The organism is Arthrobacter sp. StoSoilB20 (genome assembly GCF_019977295.1).
GTDB classification, from domain to species: domain Bacteria; phylum Actinomycetota; class Actinomycetes; order Actinomycetales; family Micrococcaceae; genus Arthrobacter; species Arthrobacter nicotinovorans_A.
The window spans coordinates 2,901,453-2,915,927 of record NZ_AP024651.1; the positions used below are offsets into that span (position 1 = coordinate 2,901,453).

At 63.6% G+C, this 14,475-nt stretch carries 12 protein-coding genes and 2 tRNA genes; 2 read left to right on the forward strand and 12 right to left on the reverse strand.

Annotated elements, in window-relative coordinates; translation table 11 throughout:
* Nucleotides 1-3: 3 nt before the first annotated feature.
* The 3 genes from murA to leuC form a co-directional block, all read right to left on the reverse strand.
* Nucleotides 4-1,329 (reverse strand): UDP-N-acetylglucosamine 1-carboxyvinyltransferase, encoded by a 1,326-nt coding sequence (gene murA, locus LDN85_RS13130; RefSeq protein ID WP_026540235.1) that lies wholly within the window; start codon nucleotides 1,327-1,329, stop codon nucleotides 4-6.
* 209 nt (nucleotides 1,330-1,538) lie between these two features.
* Nucleotides 1,539-2,147 (reverse strand): 3-isopropylmalate dehydratase small subunit, encoded by a 609-nt coding sequence (gene leuD / locus LDN85_RS13135; protein WP_026540234.1) that lies wholly within the window; start codon nucleotides 2,145-2,147, stop codon nucleotides 1,539-1,541.
* 10 nt (nucleotides 2,148-2,157) lie between these two features.
* Nucleotides 2,158-3,609 carry a 3-isopropylmalate dehydratase large subunit gene (gene leuC / locus LDN85_RS13140; RefSeq protein WP_223943271.1) on the reverse strand — a complete coding sequence of 484 codons (1,452 nt, stop codon included), beginning with the start codon at nucleotides 3,607-3,609 and terminating at the stop codon, nucleotides 2,158-2,160.
* A gap of 122 nt (nucleotides 3,610-3,731) precedes the next feature.
* Here leuC and LDN85_RS13145 point away from each other — a divergent pair, with 122 nt between their 5' ends.
* Together LDN85_RS13145 and LDN85_RS13150 are read left to right on the forward strand one after the other, a co-directional pair.
* A complete protein-coding gene (locus tag LDN85_RS13145) occupies nucleotides 3,732-4,451 on the forward strand; it encodes an IclR family transcriptional regulator (protein WP_014922101.1) in 720 nt (239 codons plus the stop codon).
* A gap of 7 nt (nucleotides 4,452-4,458) precedes the next feature.
* Complete coding sequence (locus LDN85_RS13150) at nucleotides 4,459-4,995, forward strand: DUF1697 domain-containing protein (RefSeq protein ID WP_223943272.1); 537 nt, start codon at nucleotides 4,459-4,461, stop codon at nucleotides 4,993-4,995.
* Nucleotides 4,996-5,024: 29 nt separating this feature from the next.
* On the opposite strand, the gene LDN85_RS13155 is transcribed toward LDN85_RS13150, so the two are convergent.
* The 9 genes from LDN85_RS13155 to LDN85_RS13195 form a co-directional block, all read right to left on the reverse strand.
* Nucleotides 5,025-6,653 (reverse strand): GTPase, encoded by a 1,629-nt coding sequence (locus tag LDN85_RS13155; protein ID WP_223943273.1) that lies wholly within the window; start codon nucleotides 6,651-6,653, stop codon nucleotides 5,025-5,027.
* Nucleotides 6,650-8,431 carry a dynamin family protein gene (locus LDN85_RS13160; RefSeq protein WP_223943274.1) on the reverse strand — a complete coding sequence of 594 codons (1,782 nt, stop codon included), beginning with the start codon at nucleotides 8,429-8,431 and terminating at the stop codon, nucleotides 6,650-6,652. Before LDN85_RS13160 ends, LDN85_RS13155 begins: the two co-directional genes overlap by 4 nt.
* A 106-nt stretch (nucleotides 8,432-8,537) precedes the next feature.
* Nucleotides 8,538-8,613, reverse strand: a tRNA-Glu gene (locus LDN85_RS13165).
* Between the two features lie 126 nt (nucleotides 8,614-8,739).
* Nucleotides 8,740-8,811 (reverse strand) — tRNA-Gln (locus LDN85_RS13170).
* Between the two features lie 157 nt (nucleotides 8,812-8,968).
* Nucleotides 8,969-9,697: an HAD family hydrolase gene (locus LDN85_RS13175; RefSeq protein ID WP_223943275.1), complete on the reverse strand. Its 729-nt coding sequence runs from the start codon at nucleotides 9,695-9,697 to the stop codon at nucleotides 8,969-8,971.
* A 14-nt stretch (nucleotides 9,698-9,711) separates the two neighbouring features.
* Nucleotides 9,712-11,232 carry a glutamate--tRNA ligase gene (gltX, locus tag LDN85_RS13180; RefSeq protein WP_223943276.1) on the reverse strand — a complete coding sequence of 507 codons (1,521 nt, stop codon included), beginning with the start codon at nucleotides 11,230-11,232 and terminating at the stop codon, nucleotides 9,712-9,714.
* A 132-nt stretch (nucleotides 11,233-11,364) separates the two neighbouring features.
* The gene (locus LDN85_RS13185; RefSeq protein ID WP_091550253.1) at nucleotides 11,365-12,141 is read right to left on the reverse strand and encodes a fumarylacetoacetate hydrolase family protein; all 777 of its coding nucleotides are present in this window, start codon (nucleotides 12,139-12,141) and stop codon (nucleotides 11,365-11,367) included.
* 23 nt (nucleotides 12,142-12,164) lie between these two features.
* Complete coding sequence (locus LDN85_RS13190; protein WP_091550252.1) at nucleotides 12,165-12,965, reverse strand: MBL fold metallo-hydrolase; 801 nt, start codon at nucleotides 12,963-12,965, stop codon at nucleotides 12,165-12,167.
* Between the two features lie 328 nt (nucleotides 12,966-13,293).
* Nucleotides 13,294-14,406: a branched-chain amino acid aminotransferase gene (locus LDN85_RS13195; RefSeq protein ID WP_223943277.1), complete on the reverse strand. Its 1,113-nt coding sequence runs from the start codon at nucleotides 14,404-14,406 to the stop codon at nucleotides 13,294-13,296.
* Between the last annotated feature and the right edge of the window lie 69 nt (nucleotides 14,407-14,475).

Below are 14,475 nucleotides of genomic sequence, written 5' to 3' on the forward strand. Positions count from 1 at the left end.
CCGCTACTTGGTGGTGGTGATATCGAAATCGGCACCCAGGCCGGCCAGCTTCTCGGTAAAGCGCTCGTACCCGCGGTTAATGATGTCGATGCCGGTAACCCTGGAGGTGCCGGTGGCTGCCAGTGCCGCGATGAGGTGGCTGAAGCCGCCCCGGAGGTCCGGGATATCAATATCGGTGCCACGGAGCGGAGTGGGTCCTGAAATCACGGCGGAGTGAAGGAAGTTCCGCTGACCGAACCGGCATGGGACGCTGCCCAGGCACTCACGGTGCACCTGGATGTTTGCTCCCATGCGGGCCAGCGCCTCGGTGAAGCCGAACCGGTTCTCATACACCGTCTCGTGCACGATGGAAACGCCCTCGGCCTGGGTCAGCGCCACTACCAGTGGCTGCTGCCAGTCAGTCATGAAGCCGGGGTGCACATCCGTTTCCAGCACCAGCGGGGAGAGCTTGCCGCCCTGGTGGTAGAAGCGGATGCCGTCGTCTCCGATGTCCATCCCGCCACCGACTTTGCGGTAGGTGTTCAGGAAAGTCATCATGTCCCGCTGGGATGCACCTTCAACGAAGATGTCTCCCCGGGTCACCAATGCAGCCGAGGCCCATGATGCGGACTCGTTGCGGTCCGGCAGAGCACGGTGGTTGTACCCACGGAGGTCCTTGACGCCCTCAATCCTGATGGTGCGGTCGGTCTGGACGCTGATGATGGCGCCCATTTTCTGAAGGACCGCAATGAGGTCGATGATCTCGGGCTCCGTTGCAGCCCCGATGAGTTCAGTGATTCCTTCTGCCCGTGTTGCGCTCAGCAGCACCTGCTCGGTGGCGCCAACCGAAGGATAGGGAAGGGAGATTTTGGCTCCATGGAGGCCGTGCGGTGCGGAGATGTGGATCCCGCCAGGGCGCTTTTCCACCACGGCACCGAACTGGCGGAGCACATCGAGATGGTAATCGATGGGCCTGTCCCCGATTTTGCAACCACCCAGATCGGGGATGAAGGCCTCCCCGATGGCATGGATCAGGGGCCCGCACAGCAGGATGGGGATCCGGGAATCCCCGGCATGGGCGTCAATGGCCGTACTGGAGGCAGTCTTGGCATCCTTGGGATCCAAGGTGAGGTCACCCGTAACGGGGTCCTTCACCACTGTCACTCCGTGCAGCTGCAGCAGGCTGGTGACAACCTCTACATCCTTGATTTCCGGCACGTTCCTCAGCACCGATGGTTCGCTGCCCAGCAACGCCGCCACCATGGCCTTGGGCACCAGGTTCTTGGCACCGCGAACGGTCACTCGTCCCGTTAATGGGACGCCACCGCGGATTGTCAGAACACTACTCATCTATACCGGTTTCCTCACGACTACTCGCCCCCCAAACTTACAAAGGCTCCAGCTAAGCATAGAAGCTTGCGTTACCGAACCGAAATGGACGCACCCTGCGCCGGCCGTACCGGGCCTCAGCGGGCCCTCTACGAAAAAGGACCGGCGGGCAGTCCTTCACGGTGCCCACCGGTCCACAATCTGCCGCTGTGCGGCCTTGGTTGAAGGCTTTAGCCAGCCTCAACCTTCGCAGGAAGCGTCTTCGGTTTGAAGGAAGGCCGCGTGGCCTCGTAAGCGGTGATGTCTTCCTCGTGCTGCAGGGTCAGGCCGATGTCATCCAGGCCTTCCAGGAGGCGCCAGCGGGTGTAGTCGTCGATGTCGAAGGGAGCAACAACATTGCCGCACTCCACGGTTTTGCTGACCAGGTCCACCTTGACTTCGGTGCCGGGGGCGTTCTCCAGGACCTTCCAGATGAGTTCAATGTCATCCTGCGCCACCTGTGCGGCGAGCAAACCCTGCTTGCCGGAGTTTCCGCGGAAAATATCGGCAAACCGGGAAGAAAGTACGGCTTTGAAACCGTAGTCCTTCAGCGCCCAGACAGCGTGCTCGCGGGATGAGCCGGTTCCGAAGTCGGGTCCGGCCACCAGCACTGAGCCGGCATTGAACGGGGCTTGGTTGAGGATGAATGACTCATCCTTGCGCCAGGCAGCGAACAGGGCGTCTTCGAAGCCGGTTCGCGTGATGCGCTTGAGGTAGACGGCAGGAATGATCTGGTCGGTGTCCACGTTGCTCTGGCGCAACGGCACGCCGATCCCGGTGTGGGTGGTGAATGCTTCCATGATGATCCTCCTAGACTGCTGTTCCGGTCAGGCTGCCGGCCGTGGCGGACTCAAGGTCCGACGGCGAGCTCAGCGTGCCACGTACGGCTGTGGCCGCAGCGACAACAGGTGAGACCAAGTGGGTGCGTCCCCCCTTGCCTTGCCTGCCCTCAAAGTTGCGGTTGGACGTTGATGCGCAGCGCTCTCCCGGCTCCAGTTGGTCCGGGTTCATGCCCAGGCACATCGAGCAACCGGCGAAACGCCATTCGGCGCCAAATTCCTTGAAGACCTTGTCCAGGCCTTCCGCTTCGGCTTCCAGTCGGACACGGGCCGAGCCGGGAACCACCAGCATACGGACCTGGGGGTCTTTCTCACGGCCGCGGATGATGTCCGCAGCGGCGCGGAGGTCCTCGATGCGGGAGTTGGTGCAGGATCCAAGGAAGACCGTGTCCACGCGGATGTCCTTCATGGGGGTCCCTGCTTCCAGGCCCATGTACTGGAGCGCGCGCTCGGCCGCAGCCTTGGCGTTCTCGTCGCCGAAGTCTTCAGGGGACGGGACCTTGGCCGAAAGGGAAACACCCTGGCCCGGGTTGGTACCCCAGGTCACGAACGGCTCCAGGGTGTCGGCGTCCAGGTCCACCTCGACGTCGAACCTCGCGTCCTCGTCGGTGTGCAGCGTGTTCCAGTACTCGACGGCGGCGTCCCAGTCGGCGCCTTCGGGCGCATGGGGCCGGCCCTGCATGTAGTCGTAGGTGGTTTGGTCTGGAGCCACCATGCCTGCCCGGGCACCGGCCTCGATGGACATGTTGCAGATGGTCATGCGGGCGTCCATGGACAGTGCCCGGATGGCGGAACCACGGTATTCCAGGACATAGCCCTGGCCACCGCCGGTGCCGATCTTGGCAATGACGGCCAGGATGATGTCCTTGGCCGTGACACCGGAACGAAGGGTTCCTTCAACGTTGATGGCCATGGTCTTGAACGGCTTCAGGGACAGCGTCTGGGTTGCCATGACGTGCTCAACCTCGGACGTGCCGATGCCCATGGCCAAGGCACCGAAGGCTCCGTGCGTTGAGGTGTGGGAGTCGCCGCAAACCACAGTCATGCCCGGCTGGGTCAGCCCCAGCTGCGGTCCGACGACGTGCACGATCCCCTGTTCCTTGTCACCCAGGGAGTGCAGGCGTACGCCGAATTCCTTGCAGTTGGCCCGCAGCGTTTCAATCTGGGTGCGGCTGGTGAGGTCGGCAATTGGCTTGTCGATGTCCAGCGTGGGAGTGTTGTGGTCCTCGGTGGCGATGGTGAGGTCGACACGGCGCAGCGGCCGCCCGGCCAGCCGCAGGCCTTCAAAAGCCTGCGGTGAGGTCACTTCGTGGACCAGGTGAAGGTCGATGAAGAGAAGATCGGGCTGGGCGTTGGCTCCTTCGCCTTCACCTTTGCGCACTACGTGCGCGTCCCAGACTTTCTCGGCCAGTGTCTTTCCCACGGCCTGCTCCCTTCACTGCGTTTGGCTTGTTGCGTTGTTCTTTGTCCACTGAAGCAGCATCGCTGCGATATAGGCCAGCTAAAGAACTTGCATCTCAGATATTGAGACGGCAATATCATTACATGGACAATTCTAGTGGAGTCGGTGTCATTGATAAAGCGGCCCAGGTTCTCGACGCCCTCGAGGCCGGGCCTACGACACTCGCGCAACTTGTAGCGGCTACGGGCCTTGCCCGGCCCACGGTTCACCGGCTCGCGCTGGCGCTGGTACATCACCGTCTGGTGAGCCGCGACATCCAAGGACGCTTCGTCCTGGGCAGCCGCCTGGTGGAGTTGGCCTCGGCCGCCGGTGAAGACAGGCTGATCGCCTCCGCTGGACCGGTCCTCATCCAGTTGCGCGACGCCACCGGTGAAAGCGCCCAGATTTTCCGCAGGCAAGGTGACTGGCGTGTCTGCGTGGCATCAGCCGAACGCCCCATTGGCTTGCGCGACACCATTCCTGTTGGCACGCAGCTGTCCATGAAGGCCGGCTCCGCCGCCCAGGTCCTGCTGGCATGGGAGGACCACGACAGGCTCCTGGAAGGGCTGCAAAACGCCCGCTTTACGCCCACCGTACTGGCGGGAGTACGACGCCGGGGCTGGGGTCAGAGCCTCGGCGAACGCGAGCCTGGAGTCGCCTCGGTTTCCGCTCCCGTCCGCGGACCGTCCGGCCGGGTCATTGCGGCCGTCTCGATTTCTGGTCCCATTGAGCGGCTGACCCGCCAGCCGGGCCGCCTGCACGCCGAAGTAGTTTGCAACGCCGCCCGGGTGCTCACCGAAGCGCTGCGGAAGAACAACGACTAGGTCCGCCATGGAGAACTACGCCGTCTTCCTCCGCGGCATCAACGTCGGTGGCATCAACATCAAGATGGCCGAGCTCAAAGCCGCCCTCCAGAATTATCCGTTCGCCAAGGTCAAGACCCTTCTGGCCAGCGGAAACGTGGTGCTGCAAAGTGAACTCAGCGCCCGGGAAGTCAAGAAGCAGTTCGAGCAATGCCTGCGAACGAGCTTCGACTACGACGCCTGGGTGGTGGTGCTCACAGCAGCGCGCGTTGGCGAACTGGTGGATGCCTGCCCCTATCCGGCTGACGATAAGTCCACGCACAGCTACATAACGCTGGCTTCCGATACCGCCATGCTCGATGAACTCTTTGAGGCCGGCGAAGCCCTGGGCGGCGTGGAACAGGTGCGGCTCGGACCCGAAGCATCGGCGTGGCTGGCCCCGGCAGGCGGCACGTTGGACAGCCCCTTCAGCAAGCTCTCCGCCAAATCACGTTACAAAGCCAGTACAACCACCCGGAACCTGCGCACCCTCATCAAAGTCAGGGATGCAGCAGCAGCCCTCTAGCTCAGCGACTCCGGCTCAACGATTCCAGCTCAGCGTACTGGGGCAGAACGTGCCACCTTCAGTGCAGCGTTGAAGGCCTTCTGCCGCGTGATCTCTACGTCCACCGGCTCCACGATCCGTTGCCCGGCAACGGCAGCCACTGCGGCCTTCAACCTCTTCGCTGCCCGGGCTGCCCGCGCCTTTGCCGCCCATCCGCCCACAATCCTGCCTGCTATGGCGAGGACGATTCCCAGCAGCACTCCCCCGGCCACCATCAAGGTGGGCCACGGCCAACCCTCAGTCCGCGGCACCTCCGGCACGGGCATCTGGAAGTAGCCCAGCGCCGCCAGCACACCGAGCCAGCCAAGCCCACCAACGGCCAGCACCAAGGCGAGCCACTGGAGCGTGTTGAACAGCACCCACCACAGTGGCCGCTGTGTTGCCTTGAGGTCGGTGCCGGCAATTGCCTGATCCAAGGCATCGGGCAGTTGTTCCCTGCCGTCGCGTGCGGCTGCGCGGATTGCTGCGCGCCACGGCCCCGGAGCACCAGCGGACGCCGCATCCGCGAAATCCCTGACGGCAGCATCGGTGCGTGCCCGCTCCGGCGCGCTGGCCGGAGGCAGTGAGGTCCTGCTTAGTTCGGGACGGGTGTCCTTTCGCCCCAGGTTCAGCCTCCGCAAGGGGTCCGGTCGGAACCGAAGCAACCAACGCGTCACCGGCCACCCCGTCCTTCGGGCTGATTCCCTTGCGAAGGACCTTTGGACCGCGTCCACCACCACCGGTACGTTTGCCGCCGTCGCCAGTTCGGATGCCAGCCGCGCCTTGGCGCCCGCTGTGATGCCGTGGGCTTCACCGTCGCCGGACGCGATTGCCAATTCCGTACCTGCTTTGAGGACGTCCGCTGCCAGCCTCCGCGTTGTTGCTTCCCGTTGGACCACGACGTTCCTGATGGCCGCACGGACGGCAGGGACGCCGTCGCCCGTCAGCGCTGACGCACCCACTACACGGACGCTGCCCAGACCGTCACGGGCCAGGATGCCTTTCAGGGACTCCATGACTGCAGAAGCGTCGCCCGCGCTGAGCTTGTCCATCTGGTTCAGGACCACCAGGGTGACGGCCCCGTGGGAAGCCATGGGCCGAAGGAAGTCGTTGTGCACGGCGGCATCGGCGTACTTTTGCGGGTCCAGGACCCACACCAGGACATCCACCATGCCCACCATGCGCTGCGCGATCTCCCGGTTTTCCTCCCTGGTGGAGTCGAAGTCCGGAAGATCCATGAGAACCAGGCCGGTGTCAGCGTCGGCCAACCCAGGGACCGAGGGCAGCGCGTGGCGTTCCTTGACATCGAGCCAGTCGAGCAGCGGGCCACTGCCCTCCTCACCCCATATTCCCGCCAGCGGCGCCGAGGTGGTGGGGTGCCGCGCCGTCGCTGTTGCGAGGTCGCTTCCTGACACGGCATTGAACAGAGAGGACTTCCCGCTCCCGGTAGCCCCAAAAAATCCCACCACCGTGTGTCCGGCCGATAAGGAGCGCCTGGAGGTGGCTCGCTCCAAGACCTCGTAGACCGATTGAAGGTTCTCGTCCGGAAGCACGCCTTCTGCGAGTTCGCGGGCCGTATTAAGGGCCTCCAGCCTGCGCTGCAACTGGGAGGCCTCGCGGACCTGGCCGTGGCGGCTCATGCGGCTCCTGCCAAGCGGCGCAGGGTCTTGGCATGTCCGGCCAACTGGTTCCCGGAACGCGGATGCACCGCTTCAAGGCGGTCCAGGAAACGCTGCCGTTCATCATCCAATAGCCGCTGGCACTGCGTGTGCAGGTCATCCCGGGCTTGCTGTGCAAGGCGACGCACGGCATCCTCACCGAACACCGCCTCCAGCAGCTTCTGACCCACTACGGCCGTACCGCCGGCGATGCCGATCTCCAGCCCGCTCAAGCCCGCAGTCATGGAGAACACCACTACCATCAGCGCAGCGCCCAGGCCATTCACGCCAAAGGACAACCAGCGCGCCTGGGTTCGCTTTCCCTGCCCTTGGGTTCGGATCATCCCCATCAGCCCTTCCTGCCAGGAGCGGATGGCGGCTGCGGATTTTGCATCGAAACCTTCGCTTGTTCCGGAGAGGTCATCGGCACCAAGCAGGTGCCGGCCGGCCGATCCGGATCGCCAACGGCTGTCCACGTTCTCTGCTGCGTTGGTCGCTTCATCCAGGATCACAGCCTGCAGTCCGGTCTCGATGGCGGTCTCCACTTTCACCGCAGGGGCAGGCTCCCCCCGAAAGAACGCCCCCATACGGTCCCTCATCCGCCCGATATTCTGCTCCAGGGCCCGGAAAAACTCTCCAGTGCCCACAAAGTCCTGCCACCGGGCCAGTACTTCGCCACGCAAGAGTGCGCCATCCTTGGTGGCCTCAAGAATGCGGGAAAGGGCGTCTTCATATTCCAGGATGCACATCTTCCGGAGTTCATCCGCAGCAGCATCCTGTGCTGACGCTGCCCCGGCGATGCCCTCCAACCGGACGCCGACGGCTTTGACGGCTCCATCAAGGGTGCGCCGGGCGACGTCCGCCCGGCCCGCCGCATTCGCTGCCAGCGCTGCGAGCCACTCACGCAGCGCTGCCACCGATTCATCCGGGAGCATGCCCAGATCGTCCAAGGCGCTTTCCGGCACGACAAAGAGCTCTGCCTCGGCAAGCCCCTGCCGGTCCAGCATGGCTTTGAGGTCTGCCCGTACTTCTTCTTCCGCCGCCGCCGGCACCCGGTCCAGGACCACGGCCACGGTGATATCGCGCGACGCCGCGTCCAGGAGCAGCCGCCAGGGAACGGCATCGGCATAGCGGTTGGCGGTGGTGACAAACACCCAGAGATCCGCCGCGGCGAGCAACTGCCCGGCAAGCCTGCGGTTGTCATCGGAAATTGAGTCGACATCAGGTGCGTCCAGGAGCGCGATGCCCTGAGGCACAGCGTCATGGCCCACCAGTACCAGAGAGGTGATCGCTTGGGCGTCCGGAGCGGCGCCTGCCTCGGTGGCGGGCACTGGACGCGAGGAAACAGTCCCCCGGATGCGCTCAAGGCTGGGAAGAATCCGGTGGCCTTCGAACCAGCCGGCGTCCTGGGGATGATGCAGGAGGATGGGTTGGCGCGTGGTTGGCCTGATGGCCCCGGCCCGCGTCACGGGATATCCCACCAGCGCGTTGACCAGCGTGGATTTCCCCGCACCCGTGGAACCGCCGACGACGGCCAGCAGCGGAGCGTCGAGGCTGCGGTAGCGGGGAATGATGTAATCATCGAGTTGCGCCAGCGATTCACGGATCCATTGACGGGCCTCGGGAGCATCCTGGATCGCGAGTGGAAGGGTGGTGAGCGCCAATTCGGCACGGGCAGCTTCCAAGGCCTCGACGGCGGCTGCCGCGCCTTGAGCTACGGGGGCTTTCCGGAGAGCTGCCGGGTCTTCGTTTGCGGTCACAGCATCATCATGCCAGCCGGATCCACCTTCGGGGCGCGCGGCTGGCGCCATGTGCATAACGGAGGCAAAAAGAAATCCCCCGGAACCGTGGTTCCGGGGGATTCTGTGGTGACCCCAGCGGGATTCGAACCCGCGTTACCGCCGTGAGAGGGCGGCGTACTAGGCCGCTATACGATGGGGCCTTGCACTTTATTCACCGTTTCCGGTGATCAAGCTGAATGAGTATTTCATATATTCAGCTTCTCTCCAAATCGCTTCAGCGACTCGGAGGTTCCGATTTTCCAGCGAATTCACGCGGATAATCAGAGCTGGGATACCAGGACTCGAACCTAGAATGACGGTACCAGAAACCGTAGTGTTGCCAATTACACCATATCCCAAAGTGACTTTTGGACCGGAGTTCCGCGCTTCGGTTTCCCTCTGCTTTTCCCTCCGTGCCCCTCAGCACGAGTAATGACTCTACCGGAGTCTTGCCACCTGCACAAATCGAGAAGCCGTTACCTGCATCACACGATTCTTTACTGCCCGGCAGCGGGCTTAGACCGCAGTCGAAGCCTTCATCAGCAACCGCGACAATGAGTCCACTTGCCGGCCCGCGAACTCCTCCACGACCTCTCCTGTCCTGTTAAGCCACACGCCAACCAAACCTGCCGCCGTCGCGCCGTCGGCGTCCAGCAGCCTGTTGTCGCCGACATACAGGGTCTCCCCTGGAGCAGTGCCGAGCAGACGCACACCCTCAAGGTAAATGGCGGGATCCGGCTTGGGCACGCCCACCGTATCCGTTCCCACCAGGACCTTGATCCTGGAAAGGCCGGCGCCATCGAGTTTGGCCCGCTGGTAGTCGTGCACGTTGTTGCTCACGGCACCATAAGGGACACCCGCGGCATCAAGGGCATCCAGCACCCCTGCCACATCTTCAAAGGCCCTCACATACGCCGTCTGGCGCTGGTGGTACTCAGCCACCCATGCCTGTGCATCCTCGCCGTCGTCGAGCTCCACGCCAAAGTGACCCAAAGCAGCCCTGCCGCGAAGCAGGCGCTGCTCGTTGAAGGTCAGCTCCCCGGCCAGGTATCGGTCATAGAAGTGCGTGGTCTCGTGGGTGAAGATGCGGCCGAACTTCACCCACCCGGCCTGGTCCAGGCCGGGCAGGAGATGTTCGCTGACGTCACGCAATGCTGTGGTCATGGCGTACTCGAGGTCCACCAGGGTGTCATCGATGTCGAAGAGGACACCGCGGATAGTGCCGAAGGAGCTTGCGATCGCCATGACGTGTGCCGCCCTTAGCCGCGGAAGGCGCGAACACGGGCCAAGGAAGAATCCTTGCCCAGGATCACCATTGACTCGAACAAAGGCGGGGAGATGCGGCGGCCGGAGATGGCAGTGCGCACGGGACCGAAAGCGGCGCGGGGCTTGATCCCAAGGTCTTCCACGAGTGCCTGCTTCAGGGCAGTCTGGATGTTCTCGGCAGTCCAGTCCCCGATGGGCTCAAGCGCGGCCAGGGCAGCGTCAAGGACCTCGTCCAGATTGGCAGGGAGCCCCTTCCGGGCGTCATCCGCCACGTCAATGGCGTCGTCGGCCTTGAAGAGGAACGCCAGCATCTCGGGAGCCTCGCCAAGAAGGGTGATGCGCTCCTGGACCAGCGGGGCTGCTTCGGCAAGAATCTCTTCCTGGCGCGGGGTAAGGATCTCCCCCACGAACCCTGCAGCGCGGAGGTACGGGACCAGGCGCTCCTTGAAGTCTTCCGGAGCCAGCAAACGGACATGCGTACCGTTGATGGCCTCGGCCTTCTTGATGTCAAAGCGTGCGGGGTTGCCCAGGACATCATGGATGTCGAAGTTGGCCACCAGTTGCTCCACGGTGAAGATGTCCTCGTCCGCGCTCAACGACCAACCCAGCAGTGAGAGGTAGTTCAGCAGGCCTTCCGGAATGAAGCCGCGCTCCCGGTGCAGGAACAGGCTGGACTCGGGATCACGCTTGGAGAGCTTCTTGTTGCCCTGGCCCATCACGTAGGGCAGGTGACCGAACTCGGGCATGTACTCGGCCACACCGATCGCGTAGAGCGCACGGTACAGGGCGATCTGTCGCGGCGTGGAGCTCAGCAGGTCTTCGCCACGGAGTACGTGGGTGATGCCCATCAGGGCGTCGTCCACGGGGTTCACCAGGGTGTAGAGCGGAGCTCCGTTGGCGCGAACAACAGCGAAGTCGGGAACTGAACCCGCCTTGAAGGTAATCTCACCACGGACAAGGTCGTTGAACGTCAGGTCCTCATCCGGCATGCGGAGGCGCAGGACAGCTTCGCGGCCCTCGGCCTTGAACTGTGCCAGCTGCTCATCCGTCAGGTGCCGGTCGAATCCGTCATAGCCCAGCTTGGGGTCGCGGCCGGCAGCTTTGTGACGGGCCTCGATCTCATCGGGGGTGGAGTAGGACTCGTAGACATGTCCCCCGGCTTTGAGTTTGGCGATGACGTCCTGGTAGATGTCGCCGCGCTGCGACTGGCGGTACGGCTCGTGCGGTCCGCCCACTTCCACGCCCTCATCCCAGCTGATGCCGAGCCATTTCAGGGCGTCCAGCAGTTGGTGGTAGCTCTCCTCGCTGTCACGGGCGGAGTCCGTGTCCTCGATGCGGAAGATCAATTTGCCGCCGGTGTGGCGTGCGTAGGCCCAGTTGAACAGGGCGGTACGGATCAGGCCAACGTGCGGAGTCCCCGTAGGCGAGGGGCAAAATCGGACGCGGACCGGAGTGTCGGCGTTGACGGCAGGAATAGCGCTGGAGGCAGCGTTCGACGCAGAAGCAGTAGTCATAGTAGGTCCAACTTTACCGCTTGGGGCCGGCTCGGTTTTCGACCCAACCGCTCGACGGCGGCGCCTACCTTTCGTGCGAAAGGCGGGTGCCGCCGTCGGGCCTTGGGTTTTGAGGTTCCGCTGGCTTTGAGCCTAGCGGCGAACCACCGGATTGGAGAGCCGGCCGATGCCTTCGATCTCCACTTCGAAGCGATCGCCCTCGCTCACCAGCCCGACGCCGGCCGGCGTACCGGTCATGATGACGTCGCCGGGGAGCAGGGTAAAGGCGTGGGAAACGATCGAGACGAGTTCGCGCACGCCACGGATCATCTGGTTGGTGCTGCCGTCCTGGCGAAGTTCACCATTAAGCCGTCCCTGGATGGACAAATCCTCGTGGTCGAGCTCGGTTTCAATCCACGGGCCAAGCGGTGCCGAGGTGTCGAACCCCTTGGCGCGCGCCCACTGGAGATCCGTCTTTTGGACATCGCGGGCAGTGAGGTCGTTGCCGCAGGTGTACCCAAAGATGACGTCGTCCGCGCGATCCTCCGGGACATCCTTGCAGATGCGGCCAATGACCACGCACAGTTCCGCTTCGAAGGAAACTTCCTCCGAGAACTCCGGGAGGATGATGGGATCGTTCGGACCGATCACCGAGGTATTGGGCTTCAGGAACAACAAGGGCTGCTGGGGAACTTCATTGCCCAGTTCAGCGGCGTGCTCGGCAAAGTTCCGGCCGACCCCAATGACCTTGCTGCGGGGAATGATCGGAGCCAGGAGCCGGACGTCCTCGAGCTTGTGCTTCAAATGGGTACGTTCAACGCCGTTGAAGAAGGGGTCGCCGTTGATGACAGTGATTTCCTCACTGCCGGGCTCGCCTTCAACAACGCCGTAAAGGGGATCAGAATCAACTACAAACCGGGCGATACGCATGGGCTCAAGCCTACAGTCCGGGTTTAGCTTCTGAGGTAATCCAACTGGGCGGCAACGGAAGTCTCTGCCGCCCACCGCACTGATGGGTCGACGTCGGGGTACACGGCATCGGTGACTGCCCCGATCGAAGCGCCACCGCCCAACTGCTTCAGCGCTGCCCTGATTTGGTCGAGGCGCTGACCACGGTGATCCCTGTACTCCCGGCACTTATCGTCCAGGGCCGGGAGCACGGGGCCGTGCGCGGGAAGGAGGGTAGCCGGCCCGAGTGCCTCAAGCTTGTCCAGGCTTGCAAGGTAATCGCCCAACCGGCCATCGGGATAATCCAAAATTGTGGTGCCGCGGCCCAGTATGGTGTCGCCTGTCAGGACAGAGCCGTGGGGGCCGTCGGCGGGAAGATGGAAACACACCGAGTCCGATGTATGGCCAGGGGTGGCAACAACGCGGACTTCCACGCCCCCTGCAGTCAGGACTTCCCCATCCCTGAGGGGCTCGCCGCCGTGGCAGTGCTCAGGCAGAACGGCGCGGACCGGCGCTCCCGTCAGCTCGTGGAAGCGTGCTGACGCTTCAGTATGGTCGGCGTGCCGATGAGTAATCAGGACAACGTCCACAGTGCCCGCCGCTGCCAGCGCTGCCAGGTGCTGCTCATCTTCGGGCCCGGGGTCCACCACTGCCACGCGACTGGAGCCTGGAGCTCCGATGACGTATGAATTGGTGCCGTCCAGGCTCATCGGGCCCGGGTTAGGAGCCAGCCGGAAACGGGTCAGCCCGCTGCTGCGCTGCAGGGGAGAGGTCTCGCCGCTTGGTGCGTTGCCGGTGTTCGCCATTGATTCAGAAGTCACGCTCCCATCTTGGCACCGAACCGATGCTCATTCACATCCCCCGCCATACCGACCGATCCCCTCTCACATCCCCCGCCCTACCGACCGATCCTCTCTCACATCCCCCATCCGACCGCCGATAGGTGAGAGCGTCGCGCCCACACCAAGGGGACCTGCAAGAGCGTCGCGCCCAACCCAAGGGGACCGGCAAGAGCGTCGCGCCCAACCCAAGGGGACCGGCAAGAGCGTCGCGTCAGCAGAACGGCGGCCCTTCCGCTTGATGGCCAAGGGAAGGGCCGCCGTCGTGCCGTGGCGTTTCGAAACGCTCCGGAAGCTAGACCAGGCGGGTCAGCCAGCCGTGGGTGTCCTCGACCTCGCCGGTCTGGATGCCCAGGAGCTGCTCGCGGATGGCCATGGTGGTCTCGCCCGCCGTCGCGTCCTCAGAACCGATGAACTCGGTGGCGTCCTTGAGCACACCGATCGGAGTGATCACGGCGGCGGTGCCGCAAGCGAAGACCTCGGTGATCTCGCCGGAGGCAACGCCGTCGCGCCACTCATCGAGGGTGATCTTGCGCTCGGTGACCTCGCGGCCCATGTCCTTGGCCACCTGGATGACGGACATGCGGGTGACGCCTTCAAGGATGGTGCCGCTGAGGGCCGGAGTGACCAGCGAGCCGTCCTTCATCACGAAGAAGACGTTCATGCCGCCGAGTTCTTCCACGGCGTCGTCGTTGAAGTGGTCCAGGAACAGTACCTGCTTGCACCCGTTCGCTTCGGCTTCCTGCTGCGCGATCAAGGAAGCAGCATAGTTGCCACCGCACTTGGCAGCACCGGTCCCGCCGCGGCCGGCACGGGCATATTCGCGGGAGATCCAGATGGAAACAGGCTTGAGTTCGCCGCCGAAGTAGTTTCCTGCGGGAGAAGCGATAACGCGGAAGGACACTTCACGGGCAGCACGCACACCAAGGAACGCCTCCGTGGCGATCATGAACGGACGCAGGTAGAGGGCTTCACCGTCACCGGAAGGAACCCATTCCTTGTCAGCCTGGACCAACTCGCGGATGGCACCCAGGAAGAACTCCTCGGGCAGCTCAGGCAGTGCGAGGCGGCGCGCGGACTTGTTCAAGCGTGCTGCGTTGGCCTCGGGACGGAAGGTCCAGACGGAACCATCTGCGTGGCGGTAGGCCTTGAGGCCCTCGAAGATTTCCTGGCCGTAATGCAGCACCGCCGCAGACGGGTCCAGGGAGATCGGTCCGTAGGGCTCGATCCGGGCATTCTGCCAACCGCCATTGCCATCGGCGTCAACCTTGTAGTCGACGACGGCGGTGTGGTCGGTGAAGTAGTCGCCGAAGCCTGGGTTCGCCAGGATGGCTGCACGCTCCTCAACAGACTTCGGGGTTTCCGAAAGCTGCTGGCTGAATTCGACGCCATGGGCAGTCTGAGTCATGTTTCCTCCACAGTCAGCTACCTGGCAGGGCGAACCGGCCCTAAAAAGGGTGCGGTTCAGCGATGGACC